At 70.2% G+C, this 18,491-nt stretch carries 20 protein-coding genes; 3 read left to right on the forward strand and 17 right to left on the reverse strand.

The genetic code is table 11. From position 1 onward, the window contains the following. Nucleotides 1-103: arsenate reductase/protein-tyrosine-phosphatase family protein (locus Acor_RS46095; protein ID WP_479688455.1), on the reverse strand; the 103-nt coding region annotated here is incomplete at its 3' end. 245 nt (nt 104-348) lie between these two features. Further along, the gene (locus Acor_RS01790) at nt 349-1,569 is read right to left on the reverse strand and encodes an ABC transporter ATP-binding protein (protein ID WP_155334729.1); all 1,221 of its coding nucleotides are present in this window, start codon (nt 1,567-1,569) and stop codon (nt 349-351) included. Nucleotides 1,570-1,770: 201 nt separating this feature from the next. Between Acor_RS01790 and Acor_RS01795 the strand changes: the two genes are divergently transcribed. Continuing rightward, nucleotides 1,771-2,784, forward strand: coding sequence for a LacI family DNA-binding transcriptional regulator (locus tag Acor_RS01795; RefSeq protein WP_155334730.1), 1,014 nt, complete (start codon nt 1,771-1,773; stop codon nt 2,782-2,784). Here Acor_RS01795 and Acor_RS01800 read toward each other — a convergent pair. The 3 genes from Acor_RS01800 to Acor_RS01810 form a co-directional block, all read right to left on the reverse strand. Beyond that, nucleotides 2,756-4,567, reverse strand: coding sequence for a DUF4012 domain-containing protein (locus tag Acor_RS01800; RefSeq protein WP_155334731.1), 1,812 nt, complete (start codon nt 4,565-4,567; stop codon nt 2,756-2,758). The genes Acor_RS01795 and Acor_RS01800 overlap by 29 nt on opposite strands. A gap of 5 nt (nt 4,568-4,572) precedes the next feature. Beyond that, nucleotides 4,573-5,475, reverse strand: coding sequence for a hypothetical protein (locus Acor_RS01805; protein ID WP_155334732.1), 903 nt, complete (start codon nt 5,473-5,475; stop codon nt 4,573-4,575). 173 nt (nt 5,476-5,648) lie between these two features. Beyond that, nucleotides 5,649-6,116, reverse strand: a complete 468-nt coding sequence (locus tag Acor_RS01810) for a glutathione peroxidase (RefSeq protein ID WP_155334733.1) — start codon at nt 6,114-6,116, stop codon at nt 5,649-5,651. Nucleotides 6,117-6,504: 388 nt separating this feature from the next. Here Acor_RS01810 and Acor_RS43030 point away from each other — a divergent pair, with 388 nt between their 5' ends. Beyond that, nucleotides 6,505-7,008 carry an aggregation-promoting factor C-terminal-like domain-containing protein gene (locus Acor_RS43030; protein ID WP_218034086.1) on the forward strand — a complete coding sequence of 168 codons (504 nt, stop codon included), beginning with the start codon at nt 6,505-6,507 and terminating at the stop codon, nt 7,006-7,008. Nucleotides 7,009-7,089: 81 nt separating this feature from the next. Here Acor_RS43030 and Acor_RS01820 read toward each other — a convergent pair whose 3' ends face one another. The 10 genes from Acor_RS01820 to Acor_RS01865 form a co-directional block, all read right to left on the reverse strand. Further along, nucleotides 7,090-7,485: a hypothetical protein gene (locus tag Acor_RS01820; RefSeq protein ID WP_155334734.1), complete on the reverse strand. Its 396-nt coding sequence runs from the start codon at nt 7,483-7,485 to the stop codon at nt 7,090-7,092. A 75-nt stretch (nt 7,486-7,560) separates the two neighbouring features. After that, on the reverse strand, nt 7,561-7,881 hold the full coding sequence (locus Acor_RS01825) for a DUF202 domain-containing protein (RefSeq protein ID WP_155334735.1): 321 nt from the start codon (nt 7,879-7,881) through the stop codon (nt 7,561-7,563). Continuing rightward, a complete protein-coding gene (locus Acor_RS01830; RefSeq protein WP_155334736.1) occupies nt 7,878-8,213 on the reverse strand; it encodes a YidH family protein in 336 nt (111 codons plus the stop codon). Before Acor_RS01830 ends, Acor_RS01825 begins: the two co-directional genes overlap by 4 nt. A gap of 37 nt (nt 8,214-8,250) precedes the next feature. Beyond that, the gene (locus Acor_RS01835) at nt 8,251-8,634 is read right to left on the reverse strand and encodes a hypothetical protein (RefSeq protein WP_155334737.1); all 384 of its coding nucleotides are present in this window, start codon (nt 8,632-8,634) and stop codon (nt 8,251-8,253) included. 70 nt (nt 8,635-8,704) lie between these two features. Beyond that, nucleotides 8,705-9,991 carry an ABC transporter substrate-binding protein gene (locus tag Acor_RS01840; protein ID WP_155334738.1) on the reverse strand — a complete coding sequence of 429 codons (1,287 nt, stop codon included), beginning with the start codon at nt 9,989-9,991 and terminating at the stop codon, nt 8,705-8,707. 10 nt (nt 9,992-10,001) lie between these two features. Continuing rightward, nucleotides 10,002-11,132, reverse strand: a complete 1,131-nt coding sequence (locus Acor_RS01845) for a branched-chain amino acid ABC transporter permease (RefSeq protein WP_218034087.1) — start codon at nt 11,130-11,132, stop codon at nt 10,002-10,004. Next, on the reverse strand, nt 11,129-12,007 hold the full coding sequence (locus Acor_RS01850) for a branched-chain amino acid ABC transporter permease (protein ID WP_155334739.1): 879 nt from the start codon (nt 12,005-12,007) through the stop codon (nt 11,129-11,131). Before Acor_RS01850 ends, Acor_RS01845 begins: the two co-directional genes overlap by 4 nt. Next, nucleotides 12,004-13,836 (reverse strand): AMP-dependent synthetase/ligase, encoded by a 1,833-nt coding sequence (locus tag Acor_RS01855; RefSeq protein ID WP_155334740.1) that lies wholly within the window; start codon nt 13,834-13,836, stop codon nt 12,004-12,006. The genes Acor_RS01850 and Acor_RS01855 overlap by 4 nt, the downstream gene beginning before the upstream one ends. Beyond that, complete coding sequence (locus tag Acor_RS01860; RefSeq protein ID WP_155334741.1) at nt 13,833-14,594, reverse strand: ABC transporter ATP-binding protein; 762 nt, start codon at nt 14,592-14,594, stop codon at nt 13,833-13,835. The genes Acor_RS01855 and Acor_RS01860 overlap by 4 nt, the downstream gene beginning before the upstream one ends. Continuing rightward, on the reverse strand, nt 14,591-15,376 hold the full coding sequence (locus tag Acor_RS01865; protein WP_155334742.1) for an ABC transporter ATP-binding protein: 786 nt from the start codon (nt 15,374-15,376) through the stop codon (nt 14,591-14,593). The genes Acor_RS01860 and Acor_RS01865 overlap by 4 nt, the downstream gene beginning before the upstream one ends. 101 nt (nt 15,377-15,477) lie before the next feature. Here Acor_RS01865 and Acor_RS01870 point away from each other — a divergent pair, with 101 nt between their 5' ends. Next, the gene (locus tag Acor_RS01870; RefSeq protein WP_155334743.1) at nt 15,478-15,735 is read left to right on the forward strand and encodes a ubiquitin carboxyl-terminal hydrolase 14; all 258 of its coding nucleotides are present in this window, start codon (nt 15,478-15,480) and stop codon (nt 15,733-15,735) included. Here Acor_RS01870 and Acor_RS01875 read toward each other — a convergent pair. Then, nucleotides 15,732-17,321, reverse strand: a complete 1,590-nt coding sequence (locus Acor_RS01875) for a Na+/H+ antiporter (RefSeq protein WP_155334744.1) — start codon at nt 17,319-17,321, stop codon at nt 15,732-15,734. The genes Acor_RS01870 and Acor_RS01875 overlap by 4 nt on opposite strands. Nucleotides 17,322-17,368: 47 nt before the next feature. Continuing rightward, nucleotides 17,369-18,247 (reverse strand): hypothetical protein, encoded by an 879-nt coding sequence (locus Acor_RS01880; RefSeq protein WP_155334745.1) that lies wholly within the window; start codon nt 18,245-18,247, stop codon nt 17,369-17,371. Nucleotides 18,248-18,491: the final 244 nt, after the last annotated feature.

An 18,491-nucleotide genomic window follows, 5' to 3' on the forward strand; every position in this document is an offset into this window, starting at 1 on the left:
CCTCCACCCCCGGCACAGCCCCCAACGCCGCCCTCGCCAAACACTCCGCAATAGGCGACCGACAAATATTCCCCGTACAAACAAACAAAACCCGAAACCCCATCCGGCACCCCCACCGAAAAGATTACGAGCCCCACCCCGCCACCCCCGCCCCATAAGTCATATGTCCCGGCTTGGCCGCGCCTGTGTCTGGACTGACGAACGCAGGGAGCGCAGCGACCGGAGAGAGGAGGGAAGACACAGGCTCCCCAGCGGCCAAGCCCGCCGAGCCGGAGGCGCGGCCATAAGCACAGAACCCTCGCCGTCGGAGGGGGGAGACGGCGAGGGTTCGTTCTGAGGAGCTGGTCTTTAGCGGCCGATGTTCGCTTCGTGGCCGATCGAAAGGCCCGACTCGACGTCGAAGAAGTGCAGGTTGTGGGTGTCCACCACGAGTTCGATGTTCTGGCCGGGGCGGACGTGGCTGCGGGCGTTGACGCGGGCGGTCCAGAGGGACTTGTCGCCGGTCAGCGGGAGGGTGACCTCTTCCTCGTCGCCGTCGTTGGCGGCGGCGACGGTGTCCTTGTGCTCGACCGGCGGGGCGTCGATGGTGAACAGGACGTTGATCTCGGAGCCGAGTTCCTCGGTCACGTTGGCGCGGACGGGGATGCGCACCCAGCCGGTGGAGTTGCCGTTGGCGGCGACCGAGTCCTCGAAGTCGGACGGGCGGATGCCGAGGATGATGCGCTTGCCGATGTAGCGGTCGAGGCCGGGCTTCTCGGCGAAGGTGGAGTCCGGGACCGGCAGCTTGTAGCCGGCGAAGGACACGGCGGCGCCGTTGGCGTCCCTGACCATCTCGGCGGTGACGAAGTTCATGGACGGCGAGCCCATGAAGCCGGCCACGAACAGGTTGACCGGGGCGTCGAACAGGTTCTGCGGGGTGTCGACCTGCTGGAGCAGGCCGTCGCGCAGCACGCAGACGCGGTCGCCGAGGGTCATCGCCTCGACCTGGTCGTGGGTGACGTAGACGGTGGTGACGCCGAGGCGCTCGTGCAGCTGGTTGAGCGAGGCGCGCATGGAGACGCGGAGCTTGGCGTCCAGGTTGGAGAGCGGCTCGTCCATTAGGAAGGCCTGCGGCTCGCGGACGATGGCGCGGCCCATCGCGACACGCTGGCGCTGACCGCCGGAGAGGGCGGCCGGCTTGCGCTTGAGGTACTGCTCCAGGCCCAGCATCTTGGCGGCCTCGTTGACCCGCTTGGCGATCTCGGCCTTGGGCATCTTGCGGAGCTTGAGACCGAAGGCGAGGTTCTCCTCGACGGTCATGTGCGGGTACAGGGCGTAGTTCTGGAACACCATCGCGATGTCCCGGTCCTTCGGGGGCAGGTGGTTGACCACCCGGTCGCCGATCGAGATCTCGCCGCCGCTGATGTCCTCAAGACCGGCGATCATCCGCAGGGCGGTGGACTTGCCACATCCCGACGGGCCGACGAGGACCATGAACTCGCCGTCCTTGATCTCAAGGTTGAGGCCGTTCACGGCCTTCACGCCGCCCGCGTAGATCTTGTCGACGTTGCTCAGAACGATAGATGCCATGCCAGTCCTTAACGCTGCCCGAGGACCGGCACGGAACCCCCGAAGCCGGTCTCCACTAGGGGAAAAGTGGATACGTTTTCATGCATCTCACCCGAACCGGACATCCCTGTCAAGCGATTCCCCTAGTTTGCGCCTGTCATGACATTCCCGTTATCGAGTTGAGACTGGCGGTAACGATGGAATCCTGATGGAATCGTTTCCATGGGAAGTCCAGTGCAGCGCCGTATCACCATCAAGGACGTCGCGGAGATGGCCGGGGTCGGGGTGGCGACGGTGTCGCGGGTCCTGTCGGGCGGATCGGCGAGCGCCGAGACCCGGGAACGGGTGCTGGACGCGGCCACCAAACTCGACTACCGGCCGAGCGCGCTCGGCCGGAACCTGCGCCAGCAGCGGAGTGGCGGGATCGCGCTGCTGGTGCCGGACATCACCGACAGCTTCTACGCGCGCCTCACCGACGGCGTGCTCTCCTGCGCCCGTTCCTACCGTGAGCCGGTCACCATCGGCGTCACCGGCGACGACCCCGAGCAGGAGGCCGACCTGGTCGGCGCGCTGCTGGAGCAGAGCATGGACCGGGTGATCGCGGTGCCGTCGGGGGACGGCGAGATGTGGGCGCCCGCGCTCCGGGCCGGGCTGAGCGTGGTCTTCGCCGACCGGCGGGTCTGGCGCGACCCCGCCCCCGGCCAGCGCCGGGTGCTGGACGAGGTCCCGGCCGTGCTCGCCGACGACCGGGCCGGGGTCCGTACGGCGGTCGAATACCTGACCGGCCTCGGCCACCGCAAGATCGGTTTCCTGGCCCGGCACGGCCAGTCGTACCGCATGGAGGCGTTCCGCGCCGCCGTCGGGGACGCGCTGGACGAGGAGCTGGTGGCGCCCGCGCGGGCCAGCCGGGACTCCGCGTACGCCGCCGCGGCCGGGCTGCTCCAGCGGCGGCCGGACATCACGGCCGTGCTGACCGGCGACAACATGCTGGGCGAGGCCGCGGTGCTGGCCGCCAGGGAACTGGACGTGCGGATCCCGCGCGACCTGTCCCTGGTCATGTTCGACGACGTGCCGTGGGCCGAGCTGTGCGCGCCCCCGCTGACGGTGGTCGCGCAGCCGGCCCAGGACATCGGCTACCGGGCGGCGGAGCTGGTGATGCGCCAGGGCCGCCGCCCGCGCACGGTCACCCTGCCGACCCAGCTGATCATCAGGGGCAGCTGCGGCCCGCGCAGGTGACGGTGGAACGCTGCGGGCGCACCAGCGGCTGGACCGGGATGTTCGGCCGGGCCTCGCTGTAGGGCTCGCGCAGCTCGAACTCGATGGTCACGCTCTTGCGCGGGCCGATCTCGATCAGCTTGGAGTAGACGGGGTGGGTCCGCTCCGTCTCCATGATCATCTCGGCGGGCGCGCCGTCGATCCTGGCCGCCTGGAGGCTGGCGCCGACGGGCGCGTAGTAGGAGACCCAGAGCCGGTTCGTGCCGACGGGCGGCTGATTCTCCTTGGCGTCCATCCGGTAGGTCACGTATTTCGGCAGATCGCCGCCCGGCACGTCGTTGGTGAGCTTGATCCGGACCCGGCTGGTGCGCGCGTCGCCCTCCCGCGCGCCGAGGTCGTAATGGAGCTCGCGGTCCAAGTAGTAGTCGAGCTTGGTGCCGCCGGAATTGTTGACCACCAGACCGGCGTACGGGCCCCGGAACGGCGGCAGCGTCCCGCCCAGCGGGGTCGCGGCGAGCCGGGCCTGCTGGGCCTCGTGCCGGCTCCAGATCCGCAGCCGTCCCTCGTCCACCAGCTGGAAGAGCACCGGCAGGGCGTCGGCCCCGGACAGGTTGGTCAGCGCGTCGCTCACCGTCCGCGCGATGGTGACCAGGAATCGCTTGCGCTCGATCGGGTCCGGATAGCGGGCGTAGGCCGCCCGTTCGGTGAGATCGACGACGTTGGCGGCGGTGACCTGCTCACCGCCGGGCAGCGTGACCGGTCCGGCCAGGCCGAGCAGCCGGGCCAGGCCGACCGGGTCGGTCGCGATCGCGCCGTCCAGGCGGCGCCCGGTCTGCCGCTGCCACAGCCGGGTCCACGTCTCGGCCGCGTACGGGAAGTGCGGCGACAGGTTGGAGTTGGACAGCAGCTCCAGCGCGCTCGGGCCGTACCGGGCCAGGAAGGCGTGCCCGTGATCGGTCACCGGCGTGGTCGTGTTGGCCAGCCCCGTGTTGGCCGCCAGCTTCTCGATCGAAAGCTTGCCGCCACCGGCCGACAGGATGCCGAAGGCGCCGACCAGCCCGCCGGTCCCCCGGGCCTCGGCGTTGGTCTGGAACGCCAGGAAGTAGCGGCTGGGCTCGGTCCGCCCGAACAGCGCGGGAATCGTGGCGACGACGGCCGCCTTGTCGACCCACCGGCGCAGCTGGTCGATCTCCAGGATCGCGTTCGCCCGCGCGGAGTCGATCGACCCGATCCCGGTGCTCGGCACCCGGGCCAGTTCGGCCCGCGCCCTGGCCAGCCGGATCCTGGCCCGGTCCACCACCCGGCCGACGTCGATGCCGGTCAGCTTCGTCAGCAGCTCCGACAGGCCGCGGATGCCGCTCGCGTCCACGCCCTTCATGGCCACCAGGACGTGCTGCAGCTCGTCCAGGGCGGCGGTCAGCTCGTCGGCCGCCCGGGAGATCCCCCGGACCGCCGCCGCCTGGTCCCCCACCAGCGGCAGATGGGTGAGCAGATCCCAGTCGGCGCCGCCGGTGTGCTGCCGGGCCGCCGCCGCGTGCGCCCGCGCGTCCGCGAGCGCCGCGGCGAGGGCCGGCAGCGACTCCGCCAGCGCCCGCGACAGTGAACCCAGCGACGACACCCGCCCGGCGCTCGGCCGGGCGGGAGTCAGCGCCGCCGAGAGGTCCTCGTGGGCCCCGGCGAGCGCCGATCGGGTCTGGGTGAGGTGGTGCCAGGTGGTCAGCCCCAGGTAGGCCGACCACCCGGTGGCCAGGGCGGGCACCGCGCCGATGATCGCGATGCCCGCCAGCAGGCGGCGTTTGTTCACTGGTCTTACTCAGCTGCGGTCGTCCGGCGGCGGCGGACCGCGATCAGGGTGCCGGTGACGCCGGCGGCGAGCAGGCCGCCGCCGATCGCGGCCACGGCGCCGACGGGCGCGCCGGTCCACGGCAGCTGCGGCCCGGACGGGCCGGTGCCGACCCCGCCCGCGTGACCCCGGCCACCGGGTCCGATGAAGGGCCCGGAGTCACGGAAGTCCATGATGTCGCCGTAGTCGCCGCCGCCGTCGACGAAGTCACGGGGATCCAGGTCGTGGTAGTCACCGTGGTTGTGGTGATCGCCCAGGTCGTGGTGGTCCACGTCATGGTGGCGGCCACGACCGCCCTGGTCGCCGTGGTCGCCGTGGTCGCCGTGGTCGCCGTGGTCGCCACGGTCCCCGCGGGGACCGAAGTCGCCGTTCAGGACTACCGGCCGCACCACGGCGGCGGCGGCGCCGCGGTCGCGATCCTCGGCGTCGTTTTCGTTTTCGTTCTTGTTTTCGTTTTCGTTCTTGTTGTCGTTCTTGTTTTCTTTGTCTTTGTAGTCACAGGGCTTCGCGGGTTGGCAGGTCGACTTGGGGTTCGGGTCGCGGCCCAAGAGGCCGTCCCGGAAGCCGGCCGCGGCACCGTCCCGCCAGCCCAGCAGCCAGCCGGCGACGTAACTGCCCGGGCGGCCGGCCGCGGCTCCGGCCGCGGCTCCGGCCGTCGCGGCGGTCGCCCCCGCCTCCGCGTCACCGTCGGAGTAGCCCGAGGCGTATCCGGCGGCGTAGCCGTCGGAGTAGCCCTCGATGAAGGTGCCCCCTGGCGGCGGCGTGGGCGGGTACGGCTGGGCGATCGCTGCCGCCAGGTACCCGGTGGTGGGTAGTGCCGCCGCGTTCGCCGCGGCGGTGATGGTAAATCCGCTCAGAGCGACGCCCACGGCCGCTCCGAGTAGAATGGTGATCTTATTTTGTGCGGCCATGTCCGACTCCCCGGCGCCTTATGTGCTGAGCCCCGCATTCGGGTCACATGGCCTATTCCACGGTGAAGTCAGCGGAAGAATCCGGCGGGACGCGCCCGCTTCACCTAAAGATCACTAACAGTTGACCCAGGTCAGAGGGTCTTCTCCAGGGCCGACACGAGCTCGGGGTCGTCCGGCTGGACCTTCGGCGCGAACCGGGCCACCACCTCGCCGTCCGCGTTCACCAGGAACTTCTCGAAGTTCCACTGGATGTCGCCGCCGTCGCCGACCAGCTCCAGGTAGAGCGGGTGCCGGTCCGCGCCGTTGACGTCGGTCTTGGCCAGCAGCGGGAAGTCCACGCCGTAGGTGGTGGAGCAGAACTCCTGGATCTCCGCCGCGGAGCCGGGCTCCTGGCCCATGAACTGGTTGCACGGCACGCCGACGACGGTGAAGCCGCGCTCGCCGTAGGCGCCCTGAAGCTGGACCAGACCGCCGTACTGGGGGGTGAGGCCGCAGCGGGAGGCGACGTTCACCACCAGGGCGGCCTTGCCGCCGAGTAGCTCGCCGAGGGTCGTCGGGACGCCGGCCAGAGTGGTCACAGGAATGCCAAGGATGCTCATAGGCCGACTCTACCCAGAACATGATTCGGCCTTCGCTTCCGGAGGCGTGTCCCGTGCTCGTCCCCGGGCCCGGATCTCAAACCCCATGGGCGGATCATCTTCCGGTCGGCCAGTGCCTTGATCGTCTTCGGGCCTCGCCTGGCAGGCCCCGCGAGACGGCACGTGTTCGGCCTCTGCTCGGCAAACATCCGCCCGCAGCGTGTCGAACTCGGCCCGGGAGGCCGGGTCGGCGTACTTCAATCCGCGCTATGGACCCGTCGCGGAGCCGCCGGAAGAAGGAGTCCGGCGCATGGCCGAGCGGACGGCCACGCCCACGCCATGGGCGCGGTCCGCGTACGGGCGCACCTGTGCGCCCGGCTCCGCACGCGACCCGGAGAAGAGGAGCGTCTTGGACAGACAGCGCGCCATGCGCACCACCACGGCCGCGGCGGTACTCGCGGTGGCGGCTCTAGGTTCGACCGCGGCGCACGCCGGGAGTAGATCCGAGCGGACCGGGGCAGATCACTACGGGGAGTGGAGGATCCACCAGCGCACCTGGCAGACCACCGCCCGGCTGGGCGTGAAACGGCTCAGCCACCCGGTGTCGATGCGGGTCCGCAGCCGGGCCTTCGCGTCGCGGCTGGTCAGCCGGCGGCTCTGGTCGAGCGACCAGTTCCGCTGCCTGGACAGCCTGTGGACCCGGGAGAGCAACTGGAACCATCTGGCCTACAACCGCTGGTCCGGCGCGTACGGCATCCCGCAGGCGCTGCCCGGCGACAAGATGGGCCTGGTCGGCTGGGACTGGCGGTCCAACCCGCGGACCCAGATTCGCTGGGGGCTGAAATACATTAAGGGCCGATATGGCTCACCATGTGGTGCGTGGGGCCACTTTAGGTCGCACAATTGGTACTAGAAGAGAACCCAGGGGAAGGGGTCACTCTTCGGTGAAACGCCCGGGGCACCGCAGCCCCGGGCGTTTTGCGTACGGCCGGCGCTAGACGCAGACCTTCGCCACCTTCTCCATGCTGCCCGTGCCGCCCGCGATCGCGGTCTGGGTGGCGGCCACCGCCGACGCGCGGTCGGTCACCTCGATCTTCTTCAGCTCGTCGGCGAAAGTCTGCACGGCTTCCTTGATGGTGGCGTCCTCGATGCCCGCGACCTTCGCCGCGACCTCGGTGGCCGCGCCGGCGATGCTGGCCTTGAGCTCCTTGGGCTTCTCCGCCAGGGCGCTGAACTCCGACAGCTTGCCGCCGATCAGGATCGGCACCTCCGAGCACTCCTTGGGCAGGTCGGCGCGCGGCTGGGCGGGCGCGGTCACCGGGGTGGCGCAACCCGCGACCAGGACGGCCGCGAGCAGCGTCAGGGGGAGCGCCAGGGAGAGGGTTCGCATGGGCGGCACCCTAGCGACGGGCTCGGGGAACCCACACGTCCGCGGCGTATCGCCGCAGGACAGCTCCTGAAATATTCAGAAAAGCGTGACGACCAGCGACCCGGATCCGGCGACCACGGCCAGCGTGCCCGCCCAGGCCAGCAGCGCGTCGAAGGTGTCGTGCAGCGGCAGGCCGTCCCGCAGCGCGCGCTGCACCCGCTGGAACCTGAGGCCGGTCCTGGCCAGCAGCACGGCTCCGGTCAGCGCGGCCAGCAGGAAGAGCACGCCGGTCACCGGGCCGGCGTCGTGGCGGAGGGCCGCGCCGCCGCCGCCCAGGCCGAGGGTGGCCAGCGCGGTCGCGGTGCGGACCCAGGCCAGCCGGGTGCGTTCGCTCTGGAGGCCGGGACCGCCGATCATGCGCTGACGACGATCAACACCAGGGCGAGGAGGGCGACCAGCGCGACGCCGTACCCGAAGACGGGGGCGAGGCGGGGCGGCGGGAGGGGTTCGGCGCGGCGCAGGGCGCGCTGGATCTGGCGCCAGCGCGGGTAGGCGGCCAGGGCGGCGAACGCGGCGAGGGTGACGAGCACCAGCGCGAGCATGGTGCGCACCCAGGGCACGAACAGGTTCTCGGGGAGGGCAGCGATGGCGACCCCGCCCGCGCAGAGCGCGAGCGAGGTGCTCAGCCAGGTCAGGAACGTGCGTTCGTTGGCGAGAGTGAAGCGGGGGTCAGGCTCATTGCCTTCCATGGGAAATAGGATATTTCACCACATTTCCCCTAGGTATTCAGGCGCATGCCTTCGTGAGGGTGTCCACCCACGCGATCGAGTCCGTCGCCACCTTCTGCAGCGTGTCGACCGCGTCGTTGGCGTCCTGGACGTTGTATCCGTCCAGTTTCGCGGCCACGCCGTCGGCGGCCTCCTTGAGCGAGGTGTTGGCCGCGTCGTCGGCCAGGGTGGTCAGCTTGGTCGCGCCGTCGTTGAGTGCCTTCTCCACCGCGGCCGGATCGGAGGCCACGCTGGTGATCTTGGAGACCGTCTCGGTGACGATGCCGGCGGCCTCGATGCACTGCTGGGTCTTCTGAGCGGCTCCGGTGACTTCCTCGATCGCGCCACAGCCAGTGACCAGAATTCCTGCCAGAGAGAGCGTGAAGACGGGGAGAAGTCGCATGCCCGCGACTCTAATGCACGGATCCCGATGGCGGCGGGCCCGCCATTACGGCCGGCCCGCCGCCGGCCGGTCAGAGTTTCGTGAAGCAGGGCCCGTCCAGCGTGTACGCCTGGGCGGTCGGTCCGGTGTAGAAGTCCTTGCTGGTGGTGACGCCGGTCGGGGCGGCCTGGTCCACCTTGTTGATCAGGGTCTGCCGGAACACCGCCGAATTCGGGTCACCGGAGTAGTTTCCGGCCTCCGGCGGCAGCATGCCCTCGTAGTCGACGGTGGTCAGCGACTTGACGGCGGCCAGCAGGCCCGCCCGGCTGATGTCACCGCCCGCCACCATCTTCTCCAGCGCGGCCTTCATCGGGTACGACCAGGCCCAGCCGGAGGTGTACCCGTCGTTGGGAGTGACCGCCCCGAGTGCGTCCCGCATCGCCTTGTGGCCCGGCGTGTCGGAACCCCAGGGCTTGCCGGGGGCGGACTGCTCGTACAGTGCCGTGAGCGCGGGCCCGGCCGGGCTCTGCGCCAGGGCCACGTTCCAGGTCGGCCCGGTGCCGATGAACCGGCCCTTGAATCCGGCGGCGGCGCTCTGGCCGACGATCGCGGCCAGGTCGGCGGGGCCGGTGGTGACGATCACCACGTCCGGCTTCTCCTTGGTGATCGCGGTGATCGCGCCGCCCTGCGCGGTCGCCCCTGACGGCGTCTCCACCGCCTTGAACGCCACGCCGTTCTTCTCGGCGGCGATCTTCGCGCCCGCCGCGGCGTCCGCGCCGTAGTCGCCTGGATAGTAGACGGCCATGATCGCCTTCGGTTGGTACGTCTCCACCGCGTAGTCGACCGCGTTCATCGCCTCGATGCAGTACGGCGCGCCGCTCTCCAGGATCACGTCCTCGAACTCCCACGCCGACGTCCAGGAGGCCGGCGCGGCCACGATGCTGTTGGCCTTGAGATCGTCCAGGATCGCGGCCGTGGTCGGCGAGCCGAGGGTCTGGGCCAGGCCCAGCACCTTGTCCTTGATCTCGTTGTAGACCTGCCGGTGCGTCTCCGGGTTGTACTTGTTGTCGCGGACGTAGGTGTCCACGTCGACCTCGTACTTGCCGCCGACGCCGCCGGCCTGGTTGACCCGGGCCCAGAACACCGACTGGGCCTTGGTGATCGGCACGGCCTGGGCGGCGAAGGGCCCGGCCGTGAGGTCGGAGACGGTGCCCAGGTAGATGCAGCCCTTGGCCTGGTCGACCGCCTTCGGGCACGGCTCGCGGGTGACTCCCGCCGTGACCGGGCCGCCGGTGGCCTCCTCCTCGTTCCCCCGGACGACTCCACACGAGGTCAGCAGCAGCACGGCTACCGCCCCGATCGCGATGTACCTGTTCATGTCGCCCCTTTCAGTAGGAGAACGGCCAGGATTTCCAGTAGGTGCGGACGCGCAGCCAGAGGCCGAACAGGCCGCGCGGTTCGAAGACCAGGAACACGATGATCAGGAGGCCGTAGAGCACGGTCTCGACCTGGAAGACGTTGGGGGTCTGGGTGGAGTCGCCGCTGATGAACGGCAGCAGCGCGGGCAGCTCCCGGGTGACCGGGGAGAGCAGGGTGATGAACAGCGCGCCGGCGATCGACCCGGAGACCGTGGCCACGCCGCCGATCAGCACCATCGCGATGTACTGCACCGACAGCAGCAGGCTGAACGAGCCCGCCTCGAAGTAGCCGCCGCTCACCGTGTACAGCAGGGCCCCGGCGCAGCCGGCGTAGAACGAGGACACGCCGAACGCGAGCACCTTGTACCTGGTCAGTGGCACGCCCATGACTTCGGCGGCGATGTCCCTGTCCCGGATCGCGGCGAACCCCCGGCCGATCCTGGACCTGGCCAGGTTCCTGGCGCCGACCGCGAAGACCACCAGCACGACCAGGACCAGCAGGTAGAGCTGCTGCTCCCGGGACCCGAGCGGCCCCGGCCGGTCCAGCCGCCAGCCGAACAGCTCCGGCGCCGCCGCCGGACGGCCCACCCCGGGCCCGCCGGTCAGGTCGTCCCACTCCTTGAAGACGTGCTCTCCCAGGAAGACCAGGCCGAGCGTGACGATGGCCAGGTAGAGCCCGCGCAGCCGGGTGGCCAGCGGCGCCACCAGCACCCCGGCCAGCGCGGCCACCAGCCCGGCCGCGGGGAGCCAGATCAGCAGGTTGGTGACGCCGAAGCCGAGCGTGCGGCCGGCCGGATCGCCGGACAGGGCCGCCGCCGTGTACGCGCCGATGGCCAGGAAGAACGCGTGCCCGAGCGAGACCTGCCCCGCGTAGCCGGTGACCAGATTGAGCCCGATCGCGCCGATCGCCGCCACCAGCGCGGTGGCCAGCAGCTCCAGCGTGTGGTCCACCAGCACCTGGGACAGGGCCAGCGCGAACAGCACCAGGCCGCCGCACCACAGCTTCTTGGCCCGGGTGTCGAACAGGGCCATGTCCTGCGCGTAGGAGGTGTAGAGCAGCGGCCTCCCCCAGATCCGTACCTTCCGGTCGGTATGTGTCATACCCGCTCAACCTCCGGGGTGCCGAACAGTCCGTACGGCCGCACGAGCAGAACCACCAGCATCACCGCGTACGGCGTCACGACCGCGAAGTTCTGCCCCAGCCAGGGCGCCACCTCGCCCTGGTAGGACTGGGCCAGCGACTCCACCACCCCGATCGCCAGCCCGCCGAGCACCGCGCCGCCGAGCGAGTCGAGCCCGCCGACGATGATCGCGGGGAGCGCTTTCAGGGCGATGATCCAGGTCAGCTGGTCCACGCCCTGGCCGGTGCCGACGAAGGTGCCGGCGATCGCGGCCAGCCCGCCGGCCAGCCCCCAGGAGAGCGCGAACACCATGCCGACCGAGACGCCCTGGGCCAGCGCGGTCTCCTGGTCGTAGGCGGCGGCGCGCATGGCCAGGCCGTACCGGGTGTGCCGGAAGAACAGGAACAGCAGGCCGACCAGGACGGCGGCGGTCAGGAACATCGCGATCCAGCGCTGCTGGACGGCGACCCCGGCCACGGTGACCAGCGAGAACCCCCACGGGTCGCCGACCTGGCGCACGTCGGTGCCGATGAAGCCGTTGGCGACGACGCGGACCACCACGTCGATGCCGAGGCTGATGATCGCGATGACGAAGACCGGGCGGCCCACCATCGGCCGGATCGCGATCCGCTCGATGACCAGGGCTATCCCGGCGACCAGCAGCGCGGCGCAGAGCACGGCCAGGTAGAAGCCGGTGAGCTCGGCCAGGTAGCTGACCGCGACGGCTCCGGCGATCATGAAGGCGGGCTGAGCGAAGCTGATCACCCGGGTGGCCTTGTAGATGATCACGAAGCCGAGCGCGAGCAGCGCGTAGACCGAGCCGTTGCCCAGGCCGCGGACCAGCGTCTCGATCATCGGTACAGCCCTTCGACGAGGTCCGCGAACAGCGCGGCGACCGCGCCGCGCCTGACCTTCTGGGTGGCGGTGAGCTCGCCGTCCTCGTGGCCGAGTTCCTTCGGCAGGAAGGCGAAGCGTTTGATCCGCTCGGCGCGGGCGAAGCGGGTGTTGACCGCGTCGACGACGCCCTGCACGAGTTCCCGCACCTCGGCCTTGCCGGACAGGTCCCGGTAGGTCGTGTAGGGGAGGCCGCGGCGGCGGGCCCACTCCCCCACCGTCTCCAGCTCGATCCCGATCAGCGCGGCCAGGTAGGGCCGCCGGTCGCCGACGACCACGGCCTCCTTGACGTACGGCGAGGCCTTGAGCGCGTTCTCCAGCTCCGACGGCGCGACGTTCTTGCCGCCGCCGGTGATCAGGATGTCCTTCATCCGGTCGGTGATCTTGATGTGGGTGTCCTCGACCCAGACCCCGACGTCGCCGGTGTGCAGCCAGCCGTCCTCGTCGAGCACGGCGGCCGTGGCCCGGGGGTCGCGCCAGTAGCCGGCGAAGTTGCCGGGGTGCCGGGTGAGGATCTCGCCGGTGAACTCGTCCAGCCGGAGTTCGACGCCCTCGTGCGGTTCGCCGACCGTGCCCAGGCGGACCCGGCCGGGACGGTTGCCGGTGGCCACGGCGGAGTTCTCGGTCATGCCGTACACCTCGTGCATGGGCACGCCGATCCCCATGAAGAACTTCAGCACGGCGGGGGCGATGGGCGCGGCGCCGGAGGCCGCGTAGCGGACCCGGCGCAGGCCGAGGCGCTCCCGCAGCGAGCGGTAGCAGAACAGCCAGCCGATCGCGTACGCCGTGCGGGTGGCCGTGGTGTGCCGCCCTCCGGTGCGGGTCAGCGTGTCGCCGATCCGGTCCGCGACCCGCAGCCAGAAGCCCAGCACCAGCCGTTTGACCGGCGACGCCGAGTCGAGCCTGGCGTTCACCCCGGCCAGGACCTTCTCCCAGATCCTGGGCACGCCGAACAGGATGGTCGGCTGGACCTCGCGCAGGTTGGCGGGCACCGTCTCGATCGACTCGGCGAAGTTCACCTGGACACCGGCGGCGGCGTTGAACCAGACGGTGAACGCGCGTTCGGCGACGTGGCAGAGCGGCAGGTAGGACAGGACCAGGTCGCGCGGGGACGGCGGCGGTTCCGCGACGCCGACCAGGGTGGTGACGGCGAACTCGACGTTGGCGATGGTGAGCATCGCGCCCTTGGGCGGGCCGGTGGTGCCGGAGGTGTAGATCAGGGTCATCAGGTCGCCGGGGCGGGATCCGGCCATCCGGCGTTCGACGGCGCCGGGGTGGTCGTCGCGGTGGCTACGCCCGAGTTCGAGGAAGTCCCGCCAGAAGATCAGCCGATGGTCGTGGTAGCTGGTGATCCCGCGAGGCTGGATATAGACGATGTGCTCAAGTTCCGGGCATTCGTCCAGGACGGCGAGGGCTTTGTCGACTTGTTCCTGATCCTCGGCGATGAGGATCTTCGCTCCGGAATGCACGAGCAGGTAGGAGACCTCCGCCGCCGGATTTGTCGGATATAGGCCGACAGTGACGGCGCGGACGGCGACGATGCCGAGGTCGGAGTACAGCCATTCGCGCCGGTTCTCCGCGTGCACCGCCACCCGGTCGCCCGGCTCCACGCCCAGCGCCAGCAGCGCGTGCCCGACCAGCTCGACCTGCTCCCAGTACTGCGCCCAGCCGACCTCCTGCCAGATCCCGAACGCCTTCTCGCGCAGCGCCACCCGGCCGGGCGTGGCCAGCGCGCGATCCCGGACCCGGGTCACCACCGAGGTGGTGGCCGTCCGCGTGGCAACCGTCATGTCTCCCCCAGATACGCCTCGATTACCTTGGGATCGCGCTGCACCTGCGCCGGGGTGCCGAGCGCCACCTGCCGCCCGAAGTCGAGCACCAGCACCCGGTCGGCCAGATCCATCACCAGGCCCATGTCGTGATCCACCAGCACCAGCGGAATGCCCAGCTCGTCCCGGATGTCGAGGACGAACCTGGCCATGTCCTCGGTCTCCTCCAGGTTCATCCCGGCCACCGGCTCGTCCAGCAGGAGCAGCCTCGGCTCCATCGCCAGGGCCCGGCCCAGCTCCACCCGCTTCTGGATCCCGTACGGCAGGAGCCGGACCGGGTGGCGGCGCCAGGCGGCCAGCTCCAGGAAGTCGATGATGTCCTCGACCTTGGCGCGGGCCGCGAGCTCCTCCCGGCGGGCGCGGCCCAGCCACAGGAGGGCGGCCGGCGTGCCGTACCGGAAATGGCAGTGCCGGCCGAGCATCAGGTTGTCCAGGACGGTCAGGTTGTGGAACAGCTCGACGTTCTGGAAAGTCCTGGCCAGGCCCATGGCGGCGATGCGGTGCGGCCGGAGCCCCAGGATCGGCTGGCCGAGGAAGCGCACCGAGCCGCGCTGCGGCCGGTACACGCCGGACAGCACGTTGAAGATCGAGGTCTTGCCCGCGCCGTTCGGCCCAATCACCGCCAGCAGCTCGGCCGGGCCGACGTCGAAGGAGACGCCGTCGATGGCCGTCACCCCGGCGAAGGAGAGCCCGACGTCGCGGACCGAGAGCACGCTCACGACAGCCACCGCTTCCGCCGCCGGTAGTGCTTGACGTCGCGGAACGACCGGGCCGCGCCCTCCGCGCCGAGGCCCAGGTAGAACTCCCTGATGTCCTCGTCGGCGAGCAGCTCGGCGGCCGGCTTGTCCATGACGACCTTGCCGGTCTCCAGCACGTACCCGTGCGCGGCGATGGACAGCGCCATCCGGGCGTTCTGCTCGACCAGCAGCACCGTCACGCCCTGCTTGTTGATCTCCGCGATCAGGTCCCTGATCTGCCGGACCAGGGTCGGGGCCAGGCCCAGGCTCGGCTCGTCCAGCAGCAGGTAGCGCGGGCCGGACATCAGCGCCCTGCCCAGCGCCAGCATCTGCTGCTCGCCGCCGGACAGATAGCCGGAGACGCCTTTGCGGCGGGTCTTCAGCACCGGGAACAGCCCGTATACCCGGTCCAGGTTGGCGGCCAGGTCGCGGCGCGCGGTGTGGCCGCCGACCCGGAGGTTCTCCTCCACGGTCAGCTCGGCCAGGATCCGCCGCCCCTCCATCACCTGGCCGATCCCGCGCCGGACCACCTGGGCCGGGCGCAGCCCGTGGATCGGCTCGCCGTCCAGGAGCACGGAACCCTTGGCGATCACGCCGTCGTGCACGTCCAGCAGGCCCGACAGGGCCCGCAGCAGCGTCGTCTTGCCGGCGCCGTTCGCGCCAAGCAACGCCACGACGGAACCCTCCGGCACGCGCAGGCTGACGCCGCGCAGGACCTGCATCACATCGTCGTAGACAACTTCGAGGTTGCGGACTTCCAACATGGAGGCTCCTCACCCTGTGAAGCGAGAGTCTCCCGGGGGTCCCGCCGCATCAATAGGTGGTTGCCAAATCGGAATAATGCTCTGGACGTACTATCGGGGCCATGGGGATCTGTGAGCATTTGATAGCGGCCGGTGATCCGCCGGCCAACACGCCAGAAGGCTGCGAGGAGTGCCTGAAGGAGGGGCGGCGCTGGGTCCATCTGCGCCGCTGCCTGAACTGCGGGCACATCGGCTGCTGCGACTCCTCGCCAGGGAGGCACGCCACCGCGCACTACAAGGAAACCGGCCATCCCGTGATGGCCTCGTACGAACCGGGTGAGTCCTGGCGCTGGTGCTACGACGACAATCTGATGGGCTAGTCGCGCTCCAGGATCGCCTCTTCGAAGTCCAGTTCGGCCATCACCCGGCGCAGCACCTCGTCGTCGATCCGGCGCTGGTTGCGCATCTGAATGAACACCATACGCTCGGCGGCGAGCATCTCGCGGCGCAGCCGCTTGTAAACCGTGGAGGGGGTCTCCTCGCCCTCCTGCCCGGTGCCGCCGCCGAGCCGCTCCCACGCCTGCAGCGCGACCCGCTCCGAGCGGGTGCGGAGCTGCTCGACCACCTGCTCGTGCACGTCCGGCACGCCCTCGGCGACCAGCTCGTCCAGCCGGGCCAGACCGGCCGCGGCGGCCGCCTGCTGGGCCGCCGCCTCGGTCAGATTGTCCTGGAACCGCTCCTGCGCGTTGCTGACGCCCAGCTTCCTGATCAGCCACGGGAACGACAGGCCCTGGATGATCAGGGTGCCGATCACCACCGCGAAGGTCAGGAACAGCAGCAGGTCGCGCTGCGGCAGGTTCGTGTGCGGCAGCGCGAACGCCGCCGCCAGCGAGACCACGCCGCGCATCCCGGCCCAGGCCACCACCACGACGTGCGGCCAGGGCACCCGGTCCTCGCTCCCGCGGATCTTCTTGGACACCAGCCAGGGCAGGTAGGTGCCGGGAACCAGCCAGAGCACCCGGGAGGTGATGGCGACCAGGAACAGAACGACCGCGTAGCCGGCCACCTGCCAGGGGTTCTGGCCGGCCAGACCTTCGATGAGCGGGAGCAGCTGGAGGCCGATCAGCGCGAACACGATCGCTTCCAGCAGGTAGTCCACCACCTGCCAGACGGCCCGGGACAGCAGCCGGGTGCCGTAGGCGGTGTTGCTCATCTGGTGGCCGAGATAGATCCCGACGATCACCACCGAGATCACGCCGGAGGCGTGCACCACCTCGGCGGCCAGGTAAGCGACATACGGGATCAGCAGCGAGAACGCGTTCGCCACCAGGGCGTCGGTGAGCCTGGTCAGCACCCAGCCGGCCAGATAGGCGATGACCATGCCGATCAGCAGGCCGATCCCGGCCGCGTACAGGAACTGGCCCGTCCCGAACAGGAAACCGGCGCTGCCGCCCGCGATCACGCCGACCGCGACCCGGTAGACGGTCAGCGCGGTCGCGTCGTTGAACAGACTCTCCCCGATGAGCAGGGTCATCAGCCGCCGGGGCAGGCCCAGCTTGCGGCCGATCGCCGCCGCGGCCACCGCGTCAGGCGGGGCCACGATCGCGCCCAGCGCCAGCGCCGCGGCCAGCGCCAGGCCGGGAATCATCAGGTACGCCGTGAGGCCGATGGCCAGCGCGCTGAACAGCACCAGGCCCACCGACAGCAGCATGATCGGGCGCTTCAGTTCACGCAGCCGCAGATAGGAGCTGTCCAGCGCGGCCGAGTAGAGCAGCGGCGGCAGGAAGACCAGCAGCACGAGTTCCGGGCTGAGGTTGTACGCGGGCACACCCGGGATGACCGAGACGATCAGACCGGCGAGCACCAGCAGCAGCGGCGCGCTCCAGTCCATCCGGCGGGCGAACCCGGCGACGGCGAGCGCGCCCGCGGGCAGCAGAAGCAGCTGGAGTGCCGAGATCGCGTCCATCAGGCGATCATCGTAACGTGCCGGATCCGGTCAGGCCCGGCGGCCCCTCACCAGTCCCGCTGGTCGTCGCGGTCCGGCGGGCGGAGCCGCTCGCCGGTCGCGTAGATCTGCTCCGGCGGCACGTACGGCCTGGCCACCGGGCCGAGACCGAGCGGGTCGTTCGGGTCCACCTGGGGGGGCTGCTGCTGTTGCTGCTGGTACCGGGGGTCCCTCGGGTCCTGGTACTGCGGCTGGGGTTCCTGCTGGTAGTGGTACTGAAGTTCCTGCTGGTACTGCGGCTCCGGGTAGCGGGGCTCCGGCTGGTAGGTCTGGTACAGCGACGGGTCCGGGAACTGCTGCGGGTCCGGGTACTGCGGGTCCGGGTACTGGGGTTCCTGGTACTGGACCTCTTGGTACTGCGGTTCCGGCTGGTACTGCGGCTCCGGCTGGGGTTCCGGGTCGAAGCGGTAGGCCGGGCGGCCCGGGATGGGCGAGGGGAACTGGTAGACCGGCTCGGCCGGGGCCGTCGGTTCGTACGGCATCTGCTCGCGGGGGGCCTCGCGCTCCCGGGGGACCGGCACCCGCTGGGGGCCCGAGTCGACCGCGACCAGGCGGTCCCGGTTCGGGTTGCCCCGGGCGACGAGCACGTCGTTGGGGCCGAGCGCGGCCGGGACGGGGGCGGGCTGGCCGTACGCCGGGGTGTCCTGGTAGCCCTGCTCGTATCCGCCGGGGCCCGGCCGAGAGTACTGCCCTGTGCCGGGATAGTCCTCCAGCAGCTCGGGCTGGGGGAACGGCCCGGTCGCGTCCACGACGTTGGCCTGTGGCGCCTCCACCGCCCCGCCGGCCTCCGCGTAGCCGACGTCGAGGGTCTCCAGGAGACGCCCTACATCGTCCATGGGCATGCGGAAACTGGCCGTGCACATCTCGCCGCGCCAGAGGCTGAGCACGAGCGTTCCCTCATGCCAGGTGACACGCAAAACACGGTCCTGACCTCTAGCGTCAAAGAAAACCTCGCCGAACGACGGCAGCGGGACGACTTCCGACATGAGAGACATAGTGCCTTTACCTGCCCTTATCCGTCCACTCGACCTCTAGAAACACTACCGAAACGCGTATTCCGGCCTTGCCGGACCATCACCAGAACACCCGAGGTAGATCGTCTTTGACCTAGTGCCCGCCGGGCCAGTGTGC

The sequence above is a fragment of the Acrocarpospora corrugata genome (assembly GCF_009687845.1).
Classification (GTDB): Bacteria; Actinomycetota; Actinomycetes; order Streptosporangiales; family Streptosporangiaceae; genus Acrocarpospora; species Acrocarpospora corrugata.

What these genes read in the sequence shown, in the direction of transcription:
- Acor_RS01790 (WP_155334729.1), bottom strand. Translation starts at nt 1,569, where the DNA reads ATGGCATCTATCGTTCTGAGCAACGTCGACAAGATCTACGCGGGCGGC.
- Acor_RS01795 (WP_155334730.1), top strand. Translation starts at nt 1,771, where the DNA reads ATGGGAAGTCCAGTGCAGCGCCGTATCACCATCAAGGACGTCGCGGAG.
- Acor_RS01810 (WP_155334733.1), bottom strand. Translation starts at nt 6,116, where the DNA reads ATGAGCATCCTTGGCATTCCTGTGACCACTCTGGCCGGCGTCCCGACG.
- Acor_RS01820 (WP_155334734.1), bottom strand. Translation starts at nt 7,485, where the DNA reads ATGCGAACCCTCTCCCTGGCGCTCCCCCTGACGCTGCTCGCGGCCGTC.
- Acor_RS01825 (WP_155334735.1), bottom strand. Translation starts at nt 7,881, where the DNA reads ATGATCGGCGGTCCCGGCCTCCAGAGCGAACGCACCCGGCTGGCCTGG.
- Acor_RS01830 (WP_155334736.1), bottom strand. Translation starts at nt 8,213, where the DNA reads ATGGAAGGCAATGAGCCTGACCCCCGCTTCACTCTCGCCAACGAACGC.
- Acor_RS01835 (WP_155334737.1), bottom strand. Translation starts at nt 8,634, where the DNA reads ATGCGACTTCTCCCCGTCTTCACGCTCTCTCTGGCAGGAATTCTGGTC.
- Acor_RS01840 (WP_155334738.1), bottom strand. Translation starts at nt 9,991, where the DNA reads ATGAACAGGTACATCGCGATCGGGGCGGTAGCCGTGCTGCTGCTGACC.
- Acor_RS01845 (WP_218034087.1), bottom strand. Translation starts at nt 11,132, where the DNA reads ATGACACATACCGACCGGAAGGTACGGATCTGGGGGAGGCCGCTGCTC.
- Acor_RS01850 (WP_155334739.1), bottom strand. Translation starts at nt 12,007, where the DNA reads ATGATCGAGACGCTGGTCCGCGGCCTGGGCAACGGCTCGGTCTACGCG.
- Acor_RS01855 (WP_155334740.1), bottom strand. Translation starts at nt 13,836, where the DNA reads ATGACGGTTGCCACGCGGACGGCCACCACCTCGGTGGTGACCCGGGTC.
- Acor_RS01865 (WP_155334742.1), bottom strand. Translation starts at nt 15,376, where the DNA reads ATGTTGGAAGTCCGCAACCTCGAAGTTGTCTACGACGATGTGATGCAG.
- Acor_RS01870 (WP_155334743.1), top strand. Translation starts at nt 15,478, where the DNA reads ATGGGGATCTGTGAGCATTTGATAGCGGCCGGTGATCCGCCGGCCAAC.
- Acor_RS01875 (WP_155334744.1), bottom strand. Translation starts at nt 17,321, where the DNA reads ATGGACGCGATCTCGGCACTCCAGCTGCTTCTGCTGCCCGCGGGCGCG.